This is a genomic window from Rhodococcus sp. NKCM2511 (assembly GCF_014905595.1).
In the GTDB taxonomy this organism is placed as follows: Bacteria; Actinomycetota; Actinomycetes; order Mycobacteriales; family Mycobacteriaceae; genus Rhodococcoides; species Rhodococcoides fascians.
This window is the reverse complement of record NZ_BNHJ02000001.1, coordinates 712,707-731,870: the sequence shown is the minus strand read 5'-3', so window position 1 is coordinate 731,870 and position 19,164 is coordinate 712,707. Positions and strand designations below refer to the sequence as shown.

17 protein-coding genes are annotated in these 19,164 nt (G+C 66.7%); 13 read left to right on the top strand and 4 right to left on the bottom strand.

The features are described from left to right. Positions 1-63: 63 nt before the first annotated feature. The 6 genes from JLZ96_RS03240 to ligA all read left to right on the top strand — a co-directional run bounded on the left by JLZ96_RS03240 (position 64) and on the right by ligA (position 7,156). On the top strand, positions 64-1,302 hold the full coding sequence (locus JLZ96_RS03240; protein ID WP_201009490.1) for a cysteine desulfurase family protein: 1,239 nt from the start codon (positions 64-66) through the stop codon (positions 1,300-1,302). Further along, positions 1,302-2,390 carry a tRNA 2-thiouridine(34) synthase MnmA gene (gene mnmA, locus JLZ96_RS03235; protein WP_027496628.1) on the top strand — a complete coding sequence of 363 codons (1,089 nt, stop codon included), beginning with the start codon at positions 1,302-1,304 and terminating at the stop codon, positions 2,388-2,390. The genes JLZ96_RS03240 and mnmA overlap by 1 nt, the downstream gene beginning before the upstream one ends. Continuing rightward, positions 2,387-3,406 (top strand): methionine synthase, encoded by a 1,020-nt coding sequence (locus JLZ96_RS03230; protein WP_027496629.1) that lies wholly within the window; start codon positions 2,387-2,389, stop codon positions 3,404-3,406. Before mnmA ends, JLZ96_RS03230 begins: the two co-directional genes overlap by 4 nt. Before the next feature lie 155 nt (positions 3,407-3,561). Next, positions 3,562-4,749, top strand: a complete 1,188-nt coding sequence (locus JLZ96_RS03225) for a diguanylate cyclase (protein WP_201009489.1) — start codon at positions 3,562-3,564, stop codon at positions 4,747-4,749. 25 nt (positions 4,750-4,774) lie between these two features. Next, positions 4,775-4,957 (top strand): hypothetical protein, encoded by a 183-nt coding sequence (locus tag JLZ96_RS03220; protein ID WP_027496631.1) that lies wholly within the window; start codon positions 4,775-4,777, stop codon positions 4,955-4,957. A gap of 54 nt (positions 4,958-5,011) precedes the next feature. Next, positions 5,012-7,156, top strand: a complete 2,145-nt coding sequence (ligA, locus tag JLZ96_RS03215; protein ID WP_370878680.1) for an NAD-dependent DNA ligase LigA — start codon at positions 5,012-5,014, stop codon at positions 7,154-7,156. Positions 7,157-7,186: 30 nt separating this feature from the next. On the opposite strand, the gene JLZ96_RS03210 is transcribed toward ligA, so the two are convergent. Next, a complete protein-coding gene (locus JLZ96_RS03210) occupies positions 7,187-7,837 on the bottom strand; it encodes an amino acid-binding protein (RefSeq protein WP_027496633.1) in 651 nt (216 codons plus the stop codon). A gap of 292 nt (positions 7,838-8,129) precedes the next feature. Between JLZ96_RS03210 and gatC the strand changes: the two genes are divergently transcribed. The 3 genes from gatC to JLZ96_RS03195 are packed head-to-tail and all read left to right on the top strand — an operon-like array spanning position 8,130 to position 10,987. Beyond that, positions 8,130-8,429: an Asp-tRNA(Asn)/Glu-tRNA(Gln) amidotransferase subunit GatC gene (gene gatC, locus JLZ96_RS03205; protein ID WP_027496634.1), complete on the top strand. Its 300-nt coding sequence runs from the start codon at positions 8,130-8,132 to the stop codon at positions 8,427-8,429. After that, positions 8,426-9,898: an Asp-tRNA(Asn)/Glu-tRNA(Gln) amidotransferase subunit GatA gene (gene gatA, locus JLZ96_RS03200; protein ID WP_032366363.1), complete on the top strand. Its 1,473-nt coding sequence runs from the start codon at positions 8,426-8,428 to the stop codon at positions 9,896-9,898. The genes gatC and gatA overlap by 4 nt, the downstream gene beginning before the upstream one ends. Positions 9,899-9,904: 6 nt before the next feature. Beyond that, on the top strand, positions 9,905-10,987 hold the full coding sequence (locus tag JLZ96_RS03195; RefSeq protein ID WP_052053330.1) for an esterase family protein: 1,083 nt from the start codon (positions 9,905-9,907) through the stop codon (positions 10,985-10,987). Between the two features lie 35 nt (positions 10,988-11,022). On the opposite strand, the gene JLZ96_RS03190 is transcribed toward JLZ96_RS03195, so the two are convergent. Both JLZ96_RS03190 and JLZ96_RS03185 read right to left on the bottom strand, forming a co-directional pair. After that, positions 11,023-12,417 (bottom strand): alpha/beta-hydrolase family protein, encoded by a 1,395-nt coding sequence (locus tag JLZ96_RS03190; protein ID WP_057474112.1) that lies wholly within the window; start codon positions 12,415-12,417, stop codon positions 11,023-11,025. Continuing rightward, positions 12,417-13,058 (bottom strand): hypothetical protein, encoded by a 642-nt coding sequence (locus JLZ96_RS03185; protein ID WP_032407037.1) that lies wholly within the window; start codon positions 13,056-13,058, stop codon positions 12,417-12,419. Before JLZ96_RS03185 ends, JLZ96_RS03190 begins: the two co-directional genes overlap by 1 nt. A 220-nt stretch (positions 13,059-13,278) precedes the next feature. Here JLZ96_RS03185 and JLZ96_RS03180 point away from each other — a divergent pair, with 220 nt between their 5' ends. From JLZ96_RS03180 to gatB, 4 genes are all read left to right on the top strand, one after another. Next, entirely contained in the window at positions 13,279-14,466 is a 1,188-nt protein-coding gene (locus JLZ96_RS03180) for a sensor histidine kinase (protein WP_094622414.1), read from the top strand. A 10-nt stretch (positions 14,467-14,476) separates the two neighbouring features. Further along, positions 14,477-15,139, top strand: a complete 663-nt coding sequence (locus tag JLZ96_RS03175) for a response regulator transcription factor (RefSeq protein ID WP_032366365.1) — start codon at positions 14,477-14,479, stop codon at positions 15,137-15,139. Positions 15,140-15,240: 101 nt separating this feature from the next. Then, a complete protein-coding gene (locus JLZ96_RS03170; protein WP_032366581.1) occupies positions 15,241-16,272 on the top strand; it encodes an ATP-dependent 6-phosphofructokinase in 1,032 nt (343 codons plus the stop codon). Positions 16,273-16,342: 70 nt separating this feature from the next. After that, positions 16,343-17,854 (top strand): Asp-tRNA(Asn)/Glu-tRNA(Gln) amidotransferase subunit GatB, encoded by a 1,512-nt coding sequence (gatB, locus tag JLZ96_RS03165; RefSeq protein ID WP_027496639.1) that lies wholly within the window; start codon positions 16,343-16,345, stop codon positions 17,852-17,854. Between the two features lie 72 nt (positions 17,855-17,926). On the opposite strand, the gene JLZ96_RS03160 is transcribed toward gatB, so the two are convergent. Further along, positions 17,927-19,075: a sorbosone dehydrogenase family protein gene (locus tag JLZ96_RS03160; protein WP_027496640.1), complete on the bottom strand. Its 1,149-nt coding sequence runs from the start codon at positions 19,073-19,075 to the stop codon at positions 17,927-17,929. Positions 19,076-19,164: the final 89 nt, after the last annotated feature.

Sequence of the window (19,164 nt, the reverse complement as noted above, 5' to 3'; positions counted from 1 at the left end):
ACCGTGGACCCACCTCGCGCAGGTAGGTCCGCGGTCGCTCGACCGGGTATCGTCGAGCGCGTTATGCCTTCTGTGCGCAGTACGCCTGCCCCCGCCCCGCCGCAGCCATCGGTGTACCTCGATCACGCCGCGACCACTCCCATGTTGCCGTGTGCGATCGAGGCGATGAACTCGGTGTTCGGCACCGTCGGGAACGCGTCGTCGCTGCACACCTCGGGCCGGTCCGCCCGTCGCCGAGTCGAAGAATCTCGCGAGTCGATCGCCGCGGACCTCGGTGCGCGCCCGTCCGAGGTGATCTTCACCTCCGGTGGTACCGAAAGCGACAATCTCGCCGTCAAGGGCATCTTCTCGGCCCGTCGAGACTCGAACGCCGCACTGACCAGGATCATCGCCAGCTCGGTGGAGCATCACGCCGTGCTCGACGCGGTGGAGTGGCTCGTCGCGCACGAAGGGGCGACTGTCACCTGGCTCCCGGTCGACGACGAAGGCCGGGTCACCCCCGATGTGCTGCGCGCCGAGCTGGCTCTGCACGCAGACGAGACCGCGCTGGTGACGGTCATGTGGGCCAACAACGAGATCGGCACCGTCATGCCGATCGCCGAACTCGCATCGGTGGCCGCGGAGTACGGCGTTCCGATGCACAGCGACGCCGTGCAGGCCGTACCGCACCTACCAGTGGGATTCGCCGACAGCGGTCTGTCCGCCCTGAGTATCGCCGCACACAAGTTCGGGGGCCCGCAGGGCGTCGGAGCCCTGTTGCTGGGCCGTCAGGTCCCGTGCGTGCCGCTGTTCCACGGTGGTGGACACGAACGTGACGTCCGGTCCGGCACGCCCGACACGGCCGGCGTCGTCGCGATGGCGGCCGCACTGCGCTCGACGGTGCAGAATCTGTCGCTGCACGGGGAACGAACTCGCGCGTTGCGTGATCGACTCATCACCGGGGTTCGCGAGGTGGTGCCCGACGCCATCCTCAACGGCCCGGAGGGCGACGGGCGGCTCGCCGGAAACGTGCACTTCACCTTCCCCGGGTGCGAGGGGGATTCGCTGTTGATGCTTCTCGACGCCGCGGGCATAGAATGCTCGACGGGATCCGCCTGCACGGCGGGTGTGGCGAGCGCGAGCCATGTTCTGATCGCGCTCGGGTGCGATCCGGGCGTGGCCCGCGGATCCCTTCGGTTCTCTTTGGGAACCGGCTCGTCCGATTCGGACATCACCACTGTGCTTGCGGCCCTGCCGCAGGTCGTCGAACGTGCTCGTGCCGCCGGACTCGCCGGCGTCGGAGCTCGAGGAGGAAATCGCTGATGCGTGTTCTTGCTGCCATGAGCGGGGGAGTCGACTCCGCAGTCGCCGCGGCTCGAGCCGTCGACGAGGGGCACGACGTCGTGGGCGTTCATCTGGCGCTGTCCACCGCTCCCGGGGCGCTGCGGACCGGCTCTCGCGGGTGCTGCTCGAAAGAAGACGCCGGGGATGCACGCCGAGCTGCCGACGTCCTCGGAATACCGTTCTACGTCTGGGACTTCGCGGATCGGTTCAAAGAAGACGTCATCGACGACTTCGTCGCCTCGTACGCCGCGGGGGAGACTCCCAACCCGTGCCTGCGGTGCAACGAGAAGATCAAGTTCTCCGCGCTCGCGGACCGCGCGTTGGCACTGGGCTTCGACGCCGTCGCGACCGGGCACTACGCGCAACTGCACGACGGAGTTCTGCGGCGTGCGGTGGACGCCGACAAGGATCAGTCCTACGTGCTGGCCGTCCTGAACCGCGGGCAGCTCTCGCGTGCGATGTTCCCCATCGGCGACACCCCCAAGTCCGAGATCCGCGAGGAAGCAGCCGAGCGGGGTCTCGCCGTCGCCGACAAGCCGGACAGTCACGACATCTGCTTCATTCCCTCGGGCGACACCCGGGCCTTCCTCGGCGCACACATCGGCGTTCGTCCCGGCAAGGTCGTCGACTCCGAGACCGGAGCCGAGTTGGCGGACCACGACGGTGTGCACGGCTTCACCATCGGCCAGCGTAAGGGTCTCGGGGTGGAAGGACCGGCCGTGGACGGCCGTCCGCGCTACGTCACCTCGATCGAACCGGACACCGGCACCGTCATGGTCGGTTCGGCGCAGAAGCTGGACGTCTGGTCCATCACCGGAGACCGCGCAGTGTGGACCGAGGGCACCGCGCCCACCGGGCCCATCGAATGCGTCGTACAGGTTCGGGCGCACGGCGGGCTGACCGACGCGGTTGCCGAGGCCGTCGGCGACGGGATGGAGATCCAGCTCCGGGCACCCTTGACCGGTGTCGCCAAAGGGCAGGCAGCGGTGTTGTACCGCAAGGACATTCACGGTGACATCGTGATCGGCAGCTCGACCATCTCGGGCACCCGATCCGAGCGCGAGTGACCCCGAGCACGTTCGGAGGGCTGGCGACCGGCATAGGTTCGTGGCCCGGCACCGACGTTCGTGAGGCCGTCGCCATCGTCCTCGGCGAGCTGGGTGAACTGCCACACGTGGTCGAACTGCCAGGGCGCGGGCTCGGTGCCGACATGATCGGCCGCACCGGAGCCATCATGGTCGACGTCGAACTCGACGTCCGGACGTCGGGCTACCGCGTCGTACCGCGTCCGATGCTGGCCGGTCGCCGTGCGACCGACTTTCTCACCGAGGATCTGGACGTGCTCGAGGAACTGTGGGAGGTCGCGGGACTACGCGGTGCCGGCCGGACCATCAAGGTGCAGGCTGCAGGACCGTTCACCATGGCCGCGCAGGTCGAATTGCGGCACGGACACCGCGCGCTGACCGACCGCGGCGCTCTACGGCACTTCGCGGAATCCCTCGGCGAAGGGCTGCGCCTGCACTGCGCAGAAGTGGCACGCAGACTCTCGGCGAACGTGGTGGTCCAACTCGACGAACCCAGTCTCGCCGCCGTTCTCGCGGGCAGTCTGACCGGGATCACCGGTATCGACTCGGTGCGCGCGATCCCGGAACCGGAGGTTCTGGACCTGCTCGACTCACTGATCGACACCATCGCGTTACCGGTCGCTGTGCACTGCTGTGACGGGGGAGCTCCCGTCGATCTGCTGCGCCGAACCCGAGCCGTCGCGGTGGCCGTGGATGCACACGAGCTGCGCCGAACCGACCTCGATGCGCTGGGAGAGCTGCTCCAGGCCGGCAAGACCCTCGTACTGGGATCGGTGCCGTCGGCAACCCCGGACCGACCACCCTTGTGGCGCGAGTGCGCCGAGCCCGGTGTGAAGTTGGTCGACAGCCTCGGCTTCGATCGTTCGATACTCGCTTCGCAGGTGTCGGTGACGCCGTCCTGCGGCTTGGCCGGAAGCACGCCCGAGTGGGCTCGTCGAGCAACGGCTCTCACCCACGAGGTTGTCGCGGCTTATCGGGACGCACCCGAATCGTTGTGACCACGGACCGGGACATTGTGACGAAACACAGTGTGCCGAGTCGGAATGCCTGGAGCGTCCTGCGGCTCCGTCCCGGGTCGTTCGGGACGCACAACAGGTGTGACATCATTCACACGGCCGTCGGGGGTCTGCTTTGAATCGGTGGGAGTTCGTACATGGCATCAGGTGGTCGCGGCTTCGATGAAGTCGCCTCCCTCCGACGTTCCGGCCGGCATCGACGCGGAGTTCTGGCCAAACTCGCCGCCGCCTCGTCGGATTGGTACCGGGCTCCGCACGACTTCGAATGGATCCTCAACCACCGGTCCACTCGTCCACTGACGGGAATCATCCGGGTCGTCTTCGGCACCGCCGTCCTGATGTATGCCCTCACGTCGATTCTCATGTTGTTCAGCGATCTCGGCCCCACCGGCTCGCCGGCAATCGGGTGGGTCTTCTTCGTCCTGTTCACGCAGGTACTCGTTGCCGCACGGTGCGTGTTCGGCCCGATCCCCGGGAAGAAGTTCTTCGTCGGGTTCCTGGCGTTCGGCGACATTCTGACGACCTCGGTGCTGGTGTTGTACGCGCCGGTCGCGTCCTTGATCGGAACGGTGCTGTTCGCCGTCACCGGAGCGTTCTGTACGTATTTCCTCAGTCCTCGATTGCTCGTAGCCCACCTGGTGTGGACGGCGACGTTCATCATCGGCTTCGGTATTCGCACGTTCCTCGCTGTGATGGACGGCGAGGTGGTTGCCGTCGACGGACCGGCGGTCGCGACGGCGACGGTGGTGCTGTTGCTGGCAACGGTGGCGGTACCGGTGTTCGCGCAGGTGGCGTGGACGACGTTGTCCAACGACGCCAAGCGGTCGGTACTCGATCCTCTGACCGGGGTGTACAACCGCCGCGGTATCGACAGTGAACTGCTCGACCTGTGGCAGCTCGCGAACAAACGCGGACTGTCGATGGCGTTCCTGGTGGTCGACATCGACAAGTTCAAGGCCGTCAACGACCGCTACGGCCACAGCCGGGGCGACGAGGTCATCGTCCGGGTCGCGGATCGGCTGCGCAGACTCGCCCGCCACCACGGCGGAGTGCTCGCGCGAACCGGTGGCGAAGAATTTCTGCTGGCCGTCGTCGGACATGCGCAGAGCACCGTCGACCTCGGCGTCGATGTGGTGCGCGTGCTGTGCGACCACCGGGACGACATTCCGGTCACGGCGAGCGTCGGTATGGCACTGCTGCGTGAGGACTCCGCGCTGTGGGACGTGGGCACCTCCGTCGTGGGACGAGCGGCTCGCACGGCGGACGCGGCGATGTACCGGTCCAAGCAGTCCGGCGGGAACAGTGTGGTCGTCGACGAGATCTGACACGGGGATCTGCGATGATCGAGACATGTATCGACTCTCGGACGCCCAGCGGCGCGGTCTGCCCGCCGGTGTCCTGCTCTCGGTGATGGCCTCCGTCCTCGGCGGTATCTACTCCGACGACTTCCTGACCGGATTCGCGCTGACTGCCGGAATCTGCGCGGTGGCGTTGATCGCCGCCACCCTGCTGCTGGGCCTGATGGGCAGATAGCCTTCCGGACGCAGGATCGTTTCGATGTCGGTGCCGTCGGATAATCTTCGTCACGTGCCTGAGCCGACCGAACTGCCTGCAGGAACCGACGATGCCGCCGAGGCTGCCGGAGTCGAACTCGATCCTGCCACCCCTGCCGACCGCGAGCGGTGGCAGACACTGGCCGAGGAAGTACGTGGACATCAATTCCGCTACTACGTACGTGATTCGCCCATCGTCTCGGACGGTGAATTCGATGCCCTGCTGCGCGAACTGAACGATCTCGAACAAGCCCACCCGGACCTGCGTACGGCCGACTCACCGACCCAACTCGTGGGCGGTGGTTTCGCGACGGAGTTCACCGCCGTCGACCATCTGGAACGAATGCTGAGCTTGGACAACGTGTTCGATCACGACGAGCTCCGTGCGTGGGCCAAGCGGGTCGAGACCGAGGCCGGTCCGGATCTGCACTACCTGTGCGAAGTCAAGATCGACGGTGTGGCGTTGAACCTGGTGTACGAGAACGGCACTCTCGTGCGCGGTGCGACCCGAGGTGACGGGCGGACCGGCGAGGACGTCACGCTCAATGCTCGGACGATCGACGACATCCCCGATACCTTGACCGGCAGCGCCGAATATCCGATTCCGGAGCTGCTCGAGGTGCGCGGTGAGGTGTTCTTCCGGCTCGAGGACTTTCAGGCGCTCAACGCGGCGCTCGTCGAAGAGGGCAAACCCCCGTTCGCCAATCCACGGAACTCGGCGGCGGGCTCGCTGCGCCAAAAGAACCCGGCCGTGACCTCGAAGCGGCGTCTCGGCATGATCTGTCACGGATTCGGACGGATGGTCGGCTTCACCCCCGATTCGCAGTGGCACGCCTACGAGGCTCTGCAGGCGTGGGGTCTGCCGATCTCGACCCACACGACGCGCGTGCAGGGCATCGATGCCGTCGTCGAGAAGGTCGAGTACTGGGACAAGCACCGCCACGACGTCGAGCACGAGATCGACGGCCTGGTGGTCAAGATCGACGAGATGTCGTTGCACCGTCGGCTCGGAACGACGTCGCGAGCACCGCGGTGGGCCATCGCGTACAAATACCCACCTGAGGAAGTCACCACCACCCTGCTGGACATTCGCGTCAGCGTCGGCCGAACCGGTCGAGTGACTCCGTTCGCGTACATGACGCCGGTGCTCGTCGCGGGGTCCACGGTGTCTCTCGCGACCCTGCACAACGCGTCGGAGGTCAAGCGCAAGGGTGTTCTGATCGGTGACACCGTCACGATTCGCAAAGCGGGAGAGGTCATTCCGGAGGTGCTCGGCCCGGTCGTCGACGCGAGGACCGGCGACGAGACCGAATTCGTCATGCCCACCGAATGCCCGGAATGCTCGACGCCGTTGGCACCGGCGAAGGACGGCGACGCGGACCTGCGCTGCCCCAATTCGCAGTTCTGCCCGGCGCAACGCCGTGAGCGTGTGTTCTTCGTGGCCGAACGGCAGCGTTTCGACATCGAGGGTCTCGGATACGAAGCGGCGACGGATCTTCTGGCCACCGGTGCGATCGAGGACGAGGGCGATTTGTTCTCGCTCACCGAAGAAGACCTGATGAAGACTGCGATCTTCCGCACGAAATCGGGCGCATTGTCGGCCACCGGGCGCAAACTGCTCGACAATCTGTCCTCCGCCAAGAATCAGCCTCTGTGGCGAGTGCTGGTGAGCCTGTCCATTCGCCACGTCGGCCCCTCCGCTGCACGAGCCCTCGCCGGAGAATTCGGCAGCCTCGAGCGCATCGAAGCAGCGTCCGTCGAGGAGTTGTCGGCGGTGGACGGGGTGGGCGGCACCATCGCGGCTGCTGTGTCCGAATGGTTCGAGGTCGACTGGCACAGGGCCATCGTGGAGAAATGGCGGAATGCCGGTGTGCGGATGGAGGACGAGCGAGACGCCTCCATCGAGCGAAATCTGGAAGGCCTGTCGATCGTCGTCACCGGTTCGCTCGACTCCTACTCGCGCGACGAGGCCAAAGAAGCGATCTTGCTGCGGGGTGGAAAGGCCGCAGGTTCGGTTTCGAAGAAGACGGCGTTCGTCGTCGTCGGTGAATCGCCCGGTTCGAAGCACGACAAGGCCGTCGAGCTCGGCGTACCGGTCCTGGACGAGGCAGGGTTCACGCGTCTGTTGACCGAGGGCCCGGACGCAGTGTCGGAGCCGACGACGGACACCGACGCGTAGCAGTAGGGGAGACCGGGCGAGTTCCGGTGATCAGGTAAGGACGGTTGCGACGATCCCGGCGAGGTAACCGAGCCGGGCTACCTCCGACGGCCTGAACTCGGGCCCTCCCGGCCGGCCGAGCATCAGCACGGTGCCGGTGGTGCCGAGGGGAGCGGCAGCGATCTTGGTGTCCATGTCCCGCCACACCTGAGGTACCCAGTCTGCGTCGGAGTCGAGTGCAGCGGGAGAGGTCAACGGGAACCAGGGCAGTTCGGCGGCGTGTGTTTCGGGTGCGCCCGGGCTACCGACCAGGCGGAACGGACCGTGCGCGTTGGTGGCCACCACGGTGCTCCAGCCCACGCGCAGAACGCGGGGAGCGCCGTCGACCAGAACTTGCAGACGGTCGTCGGATGCCGCTGCGACCCGGTCGATCAGTTCCAGTTCGCGATGGGTGTCGAGAACGCCGGTGTACGGGCGGATCGAGTCGACGCGGACGTCGGTGAGGTTCTCGGCTGCAGTGATCAGTGTGTCGGGAAGCGAACCGGGCGCAACGTCGACCACCAGGTCGTCGACCGCGTAGCCGTCGCCGCGTTCGATGACGTCGAGCGAGAGGATGTCCGCTCCGACCGAGCCGAGGGCCACGGCCAGCGATCCGAGGCTGCCCGGCCGGTCGGGCAGCTGCACGCGGAGCAGGTAGGACATGGCACGCTCCCTTTCGACGTCTGGCGTAGTTCAGGGAACACTGTGCACCCCCGGCGCGAGCAATCTTTGCATCTTCGACCTGGCCGGCTCGACACGCAACGCGGGACGTGACAATTCTGACACTCGTGCGGGCGAGATCGGCGGCCGATCGAGACCGCTGACCGGGAGTGAGGTCGGCGAAACGGTGCGCACTAGGCTGGACCGCGTTCGCGGACCTGTGCGGTTCGCTCTGCGCAAATACGGGGCCGGTTCCTGCAGGCCCCACTCCTACTGTGTGAAAGGGGTCTACGCGGTGCCCGATATCTCCCGCGACGAGGTCGCTCACCTCGCCCGGCTGTCGCGCTTGGCTCTCAGCGACGCCGAACTCGACGAGTTCGCCGGCCAGTTGGATTCGATCCTCCATCACGTCAAGACCGTCGCCGAGGTGGCGACGGACGACGTTGCGCCGACAGCCAACCCCAGCGACATCGTCAATGTGACGCGTCCCGACGTGATCGTTCCCGGTCTGACGCCGGAGCAGTCGCTGTCCGGTGCACCGAATGCCGAGGAGGGCCGTTTCGCGGTGCCGCAGATTCTGGGAGAGAGCGAATGACCGACCTGACCAAGCTCGACGCGTCCGAGCTCGCCGACCGTATCCACTCGCGGGACGTCAGTGCGGTGGAGGTGACCCGGGCACATCTGGATCGGATTGCCGAGGTCGACGGCGACCTTCACGCTTTTCTGCATGTGGCAAGCGCGCAGGCGCTGGCCGCGGCGAACGACGTCGACGCCGGGCTGGCCGCGGGCTCGGCACCGGCCTCACCGCTCGCCGGGGTGCCGTTGGCGCTCAAGGACGTGTTCACCACCACCGACATGCCGACCACCGCCGGCTCGAAGATTCTCGACGGGTGGGTGTCGCCGTACGACGCGACGCTGACCTCGAAGCTGCGAGCGGCGGGCATTCCGGTTCTCGGCAAGACCAACATGGACGAGTTCGCGATGGGCTCCTCGACCGAGAACTCCGCGTACGGACCGACCAAGAACCCCTGGGACACCACCCGGATCCCGGGCGGCTCGGGAGGCGGAAGCGCGGCTGCGCTCGCCTCGTTCCAGGCACCGTTGGCCATCGGCACCGACACCGGTGGATCCATCCGGCAGCCCGCGGCACTGACCGGCACCGTGGGAACCAAGCCGACGTACGGCAGCGTCTCGCGGTACGGACTCATCGCCTGCGCCTCCTCGCTGGATCAGGGTGGACCCTGTGGTCGTACGGTGCTCGACACCGCGTTGCTGCACGAGGTCATCGCGGGTTACGACCCGCGGGATTCCACGTCGGTCGACACCCCGGTTCGTCCCGTCGTCGAGGCGGCCCGAGAGGGCGCTCGCGGCGACCTGACCGGAGTGAAGGTGGGTGTGGTCAAGGAGTTGCACTCGGACAACTATCAGTCCGGTGTCATCTCGTCCTTCGACGCCGCAGTGGCCGCATTGACTTCGCTCGGCGCCGAGGTGGTCGAGGTGTCGTGCCCCAACTTCGTCCACGCATTGGCTGCGTACTACCTGATTCTCCCGTCCGAGGTGTCGTCCAACCTGGCTCGGTTCGACGGAATGCGGTACGGCCTGCGTGCGGGCGACGACGGCCACCACAGCGCCGAATCGGTCATGGCCACCACCCGCGCTCAGGGGTTCGGGCCGGAGGTCAAGCGCCGCATCATGATCGGCACCTACGCGCTGTCGGCCGGTTACTACGACGCGTACTACGGCTCGGCCCTGAAGGTCCGCACCTTGATCGCGCAGGACTTCGACGCGGCATACGAGAAGGTGGATGTGCTCGTATCGCCGACGACCCCGACGACGGCATTCCCGTTGGGCGACAAAGTCGACGACCCGATGGCGATGTATCTCAACGATCTGTGCACCCTGCCCACCAACCTCGCCGGCCACTGCGCGATGTCGGTGCCGTCCGGACTGGCGTCCGAGGACGGTCTGCCGGTGGGTCTGCAGATCATGGCTCCCGCGTTCGCAGACGAGCGGCTCTACCGCGTCGGCGCTGCGTACGAGGCTGCCCGCGGCGATCTGCGGTAGTTCGAGGTGCTGCATCGGTGGGCCGCCCGGTTGGCGCATCTGCCCTTGCTCGGTGGAGCGGTCCCGGTCATCGGATTGGCGGCGGCCACGGTGCTGGCGATCGTGGCCGCCGGTGCGATCGTGGTTCGCATCCGCCGTGGCCGTCCGCTCGGCTCGCCCGTCGGTGGGCTGAGCGCACTGGGCCTGGCAGCGGCGCTCCTGGTGGCGACCGCCGTACTGACCAACCTGACGGTGACGCGGTACCCCACGGCCGCGTCGGCACTCGGGCGTGCGCCGGTCGTGCACGTCGAAGGACACGGCCGGTTGTTCGACGTGGAGGTGCCCGGCACGGTGTCGCAGTTCCGTGCTCGTCCGGCGACGGTCTATCTCCCGGCCGCGTACGACGACGGGGCGGACGACCTCCCGGTACTGGTGTTGCTCACGGGACAGCCCGGCCATGTGGTCGACTGGATCGAAGGTGGCCGACTACCGCAGACGATGGACGCATTCGCGGCACGTCACGGCGGCGTCGCCCCGGTTGTCGTCGTTGCCGACGGGCTGGGGGACACCGAAGCCAACCCGATGTGCATGGATTCGGACCTCGGTAATGCTGCGACGTATCTGACAGTCGATGTCCCGCAGTGGGTTCGGTCGAACCTCCACGTGTCCTCGGACCCGCGATCCTGGGCGGTCGGCGGGTACTCCTACGGCGGAACCTGCGCCCTTCAGCTCGCGACGACGGACCCGTCGGCGTACCCCACATTTCTCGACATCTCCGGTGAGGACGAACAACGTCGTGGCACCAGAGCGGAGTCGGTCCTTGCTGCGTACGGGGCGGACACACCGGCCGACGAGGATCGGTTCGATCGTTCTACGCCGCTGAACGTGCTCTCCCGCAACAGCTTTCCCGACTCTGCCGGTGCCTTCGTCGTCGGAGCCGACGACGAGGAGTTCAGGCCGCAGACCGAGCGGGCCTACCGGGCAGCCGCCGCCGCGGGCATGGATGTGCACTACAGCGAGCTGCCGGGAGGACACTCGATGCAGGTCTGGGCGCCGGCGCTCGATCAGGAGATGGACTGGCTCGGCAATCGGCTCGGTCTGCTCGGCTGACGGACCAGCACTCCCTTTTCCGGCGGCCCCTCTCGTTAGCGGCAGCGAGCCATGGCCTCGCCTTGGTCGGTCCCGTATCGATGGCCGTGGCCCGACGTGACATCCAATGCGGCGAGCAGGTCGACGGACGTCTGCAGGAAGCCGACGACAGGCAACCACGGCGGCCGTGGGGCGTCGATCGTGAACGTCGTCGTATCCGGCGGCGACCACAACAGATCGAGAGACCATCGCGCGACGGGGTCCGAGGAGTTGGCCAGGACGGCGGCACCGTCGGTGTCGACCGATCCCGCGGGCGGGCCGGCCCAGACAGCCCCGCAGAGTGACGAAATGTTCTGTTGCACGGCAAGGTACGCATCACTTCCTGCAACCGAACCCAGGCTCTGGCCGTACACGACGACTTTCGGTGTGGTCGGCTCCGCCGCCGCTCGTGTGGCGACCGCTCGAACCACGGCGTTCGCGGACCGGCGGGCGTCGTCCTCGGCGAACAGGAAGGTCGCCCAACTTGGCTTGTCGGAGTACTGCACCGCCACCGTCGCGACGTCACCGCCGAACGTTCTTTCGGCCCCGGTGATCGCATTCTCGTCCACCCAGCCGGACCCGGTGGGAATCGCGACCACGACGACGCTGCGTTCGAAGGCTCCAGCCCGTTCCATCTCGGAGACGGCCAGTGCCACACGCTCGTCCGGTGTCGCGGCCGACTCGAGTCCCACGTACGTGCGTACGGTGTCGAGATCCTGCCCTCCCGACGCGAACGCGCGGCCCTCGCGTCCCAGCGTGCGCCACGGTGCCGAGGATCCGGGACCGCCGGATCTCGTCTCCGATGTCGGGGCGGCCACTGCGTCGTCCATCGCCGAGTTCGAGGCCGAGTACGAGGCCGACAGAGTGGACCGCACGAACGGAACGGCCAGGGTGTACGACAATGCAGCGACCGTGACGAGCAGTGCCACGCAACGGTTCCGGCCCAGAGCGGAGAAGATTCGCCGGAGCGCGCTACCGGCTCCGCACAGTACGAGCGCAACGCACAGGGCACCCCCGGTAACGTCGACGGCGTAGCTCCAGCTCACCGGCTCGACGTCCATCGCGGCTCGTAATCGATTCTGCCAGTGCATGTTCGAGGCCAACGCGACGCCCGAGATCAATGCAGCAGTGACGACGGTCCACGCTCGTAGCCGTAGCGACGCGGGCCGTCGTGGCCCGAACACCCGTCGGCCCGCACATGCGACCGTCAGAGCGAGTGCCACCATGAATCCGGTGAACAGGGCCGCAGTGACGGCGGAGCGGGGCAGAAGTGACGGAGCCGAGGAGATCGCCACAGCCGCTGCAACGGACACCGACGTGCCGAGTCTCGGCAAGCGAAGACGGTTGGGCGACTCGACATCCGATGCGACTGGGGTCTCGACCTCGCGGTCCGGGATGGCCGTGGTGGACATCAGCGTCGGTCCGTGCGGGTCGGGGTCATCGACACACGTCGGTACCGCGCGACAACGGACGCGATCAGCAGCGTCAGCGCCAGCACGGCTCCGAACAGTGTCAGGGGCATGGCGGGTTCGGCGACCGGTGCACCGAACGATTGTCGCCAGGAATTGAGGTCGACTGCCGTTGCCGCCACGACCGCAGCTGCGTCGCAGATCTGCCGGGACCCGTCGTCGGTGCGATGGTGACAGGCGTCGTGCATGCGACTGTCGAGTTGGGCGTCGATCGCCCTGCGCCACTGTGGGTCGACGGTCGTGCCCGTCGCGTTCGCGTAACGGAGGAGGTCGTAGCCCAGGTCGTGGGCTCGGCACGCAGCCTCGAACTCGGGTGGCAGTGGGATCGGGGACGAGCAATCCCCGCCGGGATTGCTCGCCATCCCGTCCTGCACCGCGGGCCGGTAGCCCATGACGTCTGCGAAGTCGCTCGGGATGGTCGACGCAGCGTCCTCGGCGGGTTCGGTGACCAGTGCACGAACGGTCTGTGCCACGGGGGAGCGACGGTCCTCGGTGGGTGACGACGTTGCTGCTCCCGTCGTGGCGGTCACGACGACGATGGCAGCTGCCACGCACATCAGGGTGCGAGATATGTTCCGGCTCATGAGGATCGACGCTAAGTTCGGCCGGCCGAGGCAAGCATCGCTCCGAGGTTCGGCTGTGGTGAGTGCCCCCGGGACCGGTTCGACGCGGTCCTGATACCTCCGAGCCATGCCGAACCGATACCCCGGTACGAGGACGCCGGCGGTCGATGCTGCCTAGGCTCGAGACGTGCGAAAGAAAAGGTCGACGAGTCTCGAACTCGGGGTACGTGCTCGGCGCCGGGTGCCCGAGCAGATCGGCGGCGTCCGTTCGGTCGACGTGCTGATCATCGCGGTGACGGCAATTCTGTACTCGATCGCGTGGCCGACACTGACGGTCACGCATCAGGTTTCGGTTCCGTTGCTACCGTTCGTCGCAGCGTTGGCAGCGTTTCCGTTCGCTCTGATCAGACTCAATCCCGCGATGGGGTGGGCGGTATCGGCGCTGTCCGCGTTGGTGATTCCGGCGGCGTTCGACCGCGTTCCGGATTACGACTACCCGTGGCAAGTGGTGCACATCCTCGTCCTGTTGGCGTTGCTGTTCGCGGTCGCGCTGCGTTCTCCGGCGCAGGTGCTGTTGGTGGCGTGGTTGGCCAGCATGCTGGTGTTCTTCGCGTACATGCCGGGCTCCGACGGAATCGGGTGGTCGGTGGGCCTGACTGCCGTGGTCGTGTTCGGGCTGCTGATCCGGTGGCTCGTTCTTTCGCGCAGGCAGCTCGCGCAGCAGGAGGAGGTCAGCGAACTCGAACGCACTCGCCGCACGATTCTCGAGGAGAGGGCGAAGATCGCCCGCGATCTGCACGACGTCGTGGCACACCACATGTCGATGGTCGTCGTTCAGGCCCAGAGTGCGCCGTACCGACTGGACGACGTGTCACCGGCCGCGGCTCGAGAATTCGAGTCGATCGGCGCGAGTGCACGCGAGGCGCTCAACGAGATCCGGGGGATGCTCGGGGTACTGCGTAGCGATGGAGCGCAGATGCAGGACGCGCCCGCGCCGAGTGCACTGGATCTCGAACGCACATTGCAGGCAAGTCGCAGAGCGGGCATGAATGTGCGGTGGGCCATCGCCGGTACCGTCGAATCGGTCTCGGAGACAACAGGACTGGCCCTGTTCCGTATTCTGCAGGAATCGCTGTCCAATGCCGCGCGCCATGCGCCCGAAGCCGAGGTGGAGGTGGATATCGCGATCGGCCCTGCCGTCGTGGACATGACGGTGGTCAACGCACCGGCTCCGAACCCGAGCATCTCCCGCACTCCCGGAAGCGATTGCGGCGGGCACGGAATCGCGGGAATGCGCGAGCGAGCGCAGGCCGCACACGGCCGGCTGCATGCCGCCCCTCTGCCCGGCGGTGGGTTCGAGGTTGCGGTTCGTGTGCCGACCGGAATGTCGACTCCGCCGGCAACGGCTGACGCCGGCGACGCGGTTTAGGCTGTCACGCGTGGTTACAACGGTGTTCATCGCCGACGATCAAGCGATGGTGCGGCAGGGGTTCGGTGCACTGCTCGGCGCTCAGGACGACATCTCGGTCGTCGGCGACGCCGACAACGGTCGCACCGCGGTCAGCGAGGTAGCGCGGCTGTTGCCGGACGTAGTGCTGATGGACGTGCGCATGCCCGAGATGAACGGGCTCGACGCGGCCCGCGCGATCCTGTCCGCGTCGCACGCGTCGCCGGTCCGTGTCCTGATGCTGACGACCTTCGACATCGACGATTACGTCTACGAGGCCCTGGCTCTCGGGGCCAGCGGATTCCTCCTCAAGGACGCGCCGGCCGAGGAACTGATCAGAGGCGTACGGGTCGTCGCGGCCGGCGATGCGCTGCTGGCACCGTCGGTGACCCGACGGCTCATCTCCGACGTCACGACTCGTCGCGGTGCGCGGAGGAACACTCCTTCGCGCCTGGCCGATCTGACGCCGCGCGAGCGCGAGGTTCTCGAACTGATCGCGACCGGTATGTCCAATGCGGAAATTGCAGGTGCGCTGTTCTTGGCCGAACAGACGGTCAAGACCCATGTGGGCAAGGTGCTGAGCAAGCTCGGGCTACGCGACCGCGCGCAGGCGGTCGTGCTGGCCTACGAAACCGGTGTCGTCACGCCCAAGTGAGGCCGACCGGTACCGGCGCGCGCGGGGACCCACGCCCGATTAGGCTGATGTTCGTCACTTCGGTCCGCTCCGCGGGCCTGCGAGCAGAGAGGCCAAAATCGATGCGCATCGGAGTTCTGACCGGAGGCGGCGATTGCCCAGGGCTCAATGCGGTGATCCGCGCTGTCGTTCGCACCGCCGACGCGCGATACGGCTCCACGGTCGTCGGATTCCAGGACGGATGGCGCGGGCTTCTCGAAGACCGTCGGGTCCAGCTGCGCAACGACGACCGCAACGACCGTCTGCTCACCAAGGGCGGCACCATGCTCGGGACGGCTCGAACCAACCCCGACGTGCTGCGGGCCGGTCTCGACCGAGTCAAGCAGACCCTCGAGGACAACGGCATCGACGTGTTGATTCCGATCGGCGGTGAAGGAACTCTGACGGCAGCTGCGTGGCTGTCGGAGGAGGGTGTACCGGTGGTCGGTGTCCCCAAGACGATCGACAACGACATCGATTGCACCGACGTCACATTCGGCTTCGACACGGCGCTCACCATCGCCACCGATGCGATCGACCGACTGCACAGCACCGCCGAATCGCACCAGCGAGTGATGCTGGTGGAGGTGATGGGGCGACACGCAGGCTGGATCGCGTTGCACGCGGGATTGGCCTCGGGCTCGCACATGACTCTCATCCCGGAGCAGCCCTTCGACGTCGAAGAGGTATGCACGTTGGTGCGCAAGCGTTTTCAGCGGGGCGACTCCCACTTCATCTGCGTCGTGGCCGAAGGGGCCAAGCCCGTCGAAGGGTCGATGCAATTGCTCGACGGCGGTATCGACGAATTCGGGCACGTCCGATTCACCGGAGTCGCACATCAGCTCGGCGTCGAGATCGAACGTCGCATCAACAAAGAGGTACGCACCACGGTGCTCGGTCACGTGCAGCGCGGCGGCACTCCCACTCCGTACGACCGTGTGCTCGCAACGCGATTCGGTGTCAACGCCACCGATGCCGCGCATTCCGGAGACTTCGGAAAGATGGTGTCGCTGCGCGGTGCCGAGATCGGCCTGGTGTCGTTGGCCGAGGCCACCAAGCAACTCAAGCGGGTCCCTCAGACCCGGTACGACGACGCAGCAGCGTTCTTCGGCTGACCCCGAAGCGATCGGTGCCCGAGGACACGTGGTTACTCGGGTGGCGAATGCAATGCATAAACTACGGAGCATGACTGCTGCAACCGTCGATCTGATCGATTACGACGATGTGCTCGCCACGTTCGACCCCGTGCTCGGCATGGAGGTCCACGTCGAGTTGGGTACGGCCACCAAGATGTTCTGTGGTTGCCCCACCGCGTTCGGTGCGGAGCCCAATACGCAGGTGTGCCCGGTGTGCCTGAGCCTCCCCGGCGCACTGCCGGTGGTCAACGCTGCTGCGGTGGAGTCGGCGATCCGTATCGGGCTGGCGCTCAATTGCTCGATCACTCCGTGGGGACGGTTCGCGCGGAAGAACTACTTCTACCCGGATCAGCCGAAGAACTACCAGATCTCGCAGTACGACGAGCCGATCGCCACGGAGGGTTACCTCGACGTCGTGCTCGACGACGGCAGCACGTTCCGCGTCGAGATCGAGCGTGCCCACATGGAGGAAGACACCGGCAAGTCGACGCACGTCGGTGGCGCAACCGGACGAATCGAGGGCGCATCGCATTCGTTGCTCGACTACAACCGTGCCGGTGTGCCCCTGGTCGAGATCGTGACCAAGACCATCACCGGTACCGGGGCGCGGGCCCCGGAGGTGGCGCGGGCGTACGTGACCGCATTGCGTGACCTGTTGAAGTCGCTGAACGTCTCCGATGTGCGGATGGATCAGGGTTCGTTGCGTTGCGATGCCAACGTCTCGTTGATGCGGAAGTCCGCCACCGAGTTCGGTACTCGCACCGAGACGAAGAACGTCAACTCGCTCAAGAGCGTCGAGGTCGCCGTGCGCTACGAGATGCGCCGTCAGGCTGCAGTGCTCGAATCCGGCGGCGAGGTGACGCAGGAAACCCGACATTTCCAGGAGTCCGACGGCACCACCACGGCGGGCCGGAAGAAGGAGACCGCGGAGGACTACCGCTACTTCCCGGAGCCCGACCTCGCTCCCGTGGCCCCGGATGCGGCGTGGATCGAGGAGCTGCGAGCCACTCTGCCCGAGCTGCCGTGGTTGCGCCGCGGGCGAATTCAGAAGGACTGGGGCGTCTCCGACGAGGAAATGCGCGACTTGGTCAACTCGGGTGCTCTCGAACTCGTGGCGGCGACCGTCGACGCGGGCGCGTCGGCGCAGGCTGCGCGGTCGTGGTGGGTGTCCTACCTGGCGCAGCAGGCCAACATCGCCGGCGTCGAATTGGGGGATCTGGCGATCACTCCGGCTCAGGTGGCCGAGGTGGCAGCCTTGGTGGCCGACGGCAAGGTCAACAACAACGGTGCCCGTCAGATCGTGGACGGCGTCTTGGCCGGTGAGGGCGAGCCCGCAGAGGTGATGTCGGCGCGGAACCTGGTGTTGGAGAAGGACGACACCAAGCTCCAAGCCGCCGTCGACGAAGCACTTGCCGCGAACCCCGGTGTGGTGGACAAGATTCGCAGTGGCAAGGTCCAGGCCGCCGGCGCCATCGTCGGCGCGGTGATGAAGGCGACGCGGGGACAAGCCGATGCCGCCCGAGTCAAGGAACTCGTGCTGGCGGCGTGCGGTCAGTCCTGATCGACGCATGAGCAGGGCGGCCGGGCAGCGATTGCTGCCCGGCCGCCCTGGTCGTTCGAAGGAGCTGTCGGATCAGTCGAAGCCGCCACCACCGCCGGCAGGGAACGGCACCTTGACGACGCGGTCGTCGGTGGGGCCGACGGCAGTGCCGTTCTTGTTCACCGTCCCCACCAGAATCTGACCGTCGCTCGTGCTGGTCGCCCCGTTCAACTGCCCGTACTTGTCCTGGATCAACAGGGTCGGCTCGGCGGACACGGCTCCGGTATTCGGGTCCGTGGCCAGTGCTGCAACAGCTTTCGCTGTGGTGAGGGCAACCGCGACGCCGCTCTGACCGGCGGCGCACCCGGCCACACCCGGACGGTCGGGCCAGGTCCACACCGGGGAGAACACTGCTCCCAGCTTGTCGATGCGCTGCAGGCGATCCTCGGTGGCGGTGCGGTCGGTGACGTAGATGTTGCCGCTGCCGTCGGTGCACACGTCGCCCGCTGTACCGATGCCACTGAGCGCGATATCCGGACGCGGGGGAGTGGGAGTGGGCGACAGTGATGTCACGCGTAACAGCTTGCCGGACAACGAGTTCGGGTTGGCGGCGGCGACGGGATCGCCGTTGTCGCCGGTCAACACCAGAAGTTCGTTCGGCGTGTAGAACTCGAGGGAACCTCGAACTCCCGCGGCCCCGCGGGGGATTCCGGTCAAGATATCCTTGGGTACGTCCCCCTGCGCGAGCCGAACGACCCGCGTATCCGACGCCGTCGTGATCAGCGCGTAGAGCAGTTTGTCCTCTGCGTACGTGGGCGAAAGTGCGATGTCCAGCAGACCTCCGTCGCCCGTGCCGTCGACGGGGATCGTGGCCACCTGCTGTGGCGTCCGGCCTGCGGTGACCTCCATGATGCGGCCGGTCCTGCGTTCTGCCACGAGGCTGCTCTGGCCGTCGGGAAGAGCTACGAGTCCGCCCGTGGTGTCGAGGCAGGTGGCGATCACTGCCGGGTCGGGATCCACGCACGGTCCCGATACGGGCTGCGGGGCGTTCGGACCCGCCGGGGGCGAGGTCTCGCTGGGAGTGGTGGGTTTGAGCTCGGCAGCTCCGACATCCGGCGCGGGGGTGAACGGGGACGAGTTGGAATCGTCGAATCGGGCGCACCCGGCGAGCAGAACAGCCGTCGTCGACAGGGCGACCACAGCCGCGCGGGCAGTTCGTGACGATGCTCCGAGCGGCTTCATGGTTCGAACGTTACGGAACGTCGAGTCCGACGCGCCACGCGGCCGTGAGCGTCAACGTCGGTGGCGCGGGGTTGTCGGCCTTAGTGTGG

Excerpts from the sequence above, each read along its gene's own strand:
- JLZ96_RS03185 (WP_032407037.1), bottom strand. The coding sequence starts at position 13,058 with ATGAGCCGGAACATATCTCGCACCCTGATGTGCGTGGCAGCTGCCATC.
- JLZ96_RS03220 (WP_027496631.1), top strand. The coding sequence starts at position 4,775 with ATGTATCGACTCTCGGACGCCCAGCGGCGCGGTCTGCCCGCCGGTGTC.
- mnmA (WP_027496628.1), top strand. The coding sequence starts at position 1,302 with ATGCGTGTTCTTGCTGCCATGAGCGGGGGAGTCGACTCCGCAGTCGCC.
- JLZ96_RS03225 (WP_201009489.1), top strand. The coding sequence starts at position 3,562 with ATGGCATCAGGTGGTCGCGGCTTCGATGAAGTCGCCTCCCTCCGACGT.
- gatA (WP_032366363.1), top strand. The coding sequence starts at position 8,426 with ATGACCGACCTGACCAAGCTCGACGCGTCCGAGCTCGCCGACCGTATC.
- JLZ96_RS03170 (WP_032366581.1), top strand. The coding sequence starts at position 15,241 with ATGCGCATCGGAGTTCTGACCGGAGGCGGCGATTGCCCAGGGCTCAAT.
- gatB (WP_027496639.1), top strand. The coding sequence starts at position 16,343 with ATGACTGCTGCAACCGTCGATCTGATCGATTACGACGATGTGCTCGCC.
- JLZ96_RS03210 (WP_027496633.1), bottom strand. The coding sequence starts at position 7,837 with ATGTCCTACCTGCTCCGCGTGCAGCTGCCCGACCGGCCGGGCAGCCTC.
- JLZ96_RS03240 (WP_201009490.1), top strand. The coding sequence starts at position 64 with ATGCCTTCTGTGCGCAGTACGCCTGCCCCCGCCCCGCCGCAGCCATCG.
- JLZ96_RS03160 (WP_027496640.1), bottom strand. The coding sequence starts at position 19,075 with ATGAAGCCGCTCGGAGCATCGTCACGAACTGCCCGCGCGGCTGTGGTC.
- JLZ96_RS03190 (WP_057474112.1), bottom strand. The coding sequence starts at position 12,417 with ATGTCCACCACGGCCATCCCGGACCGCGAGGTCGAGACCCCAGTCGCA.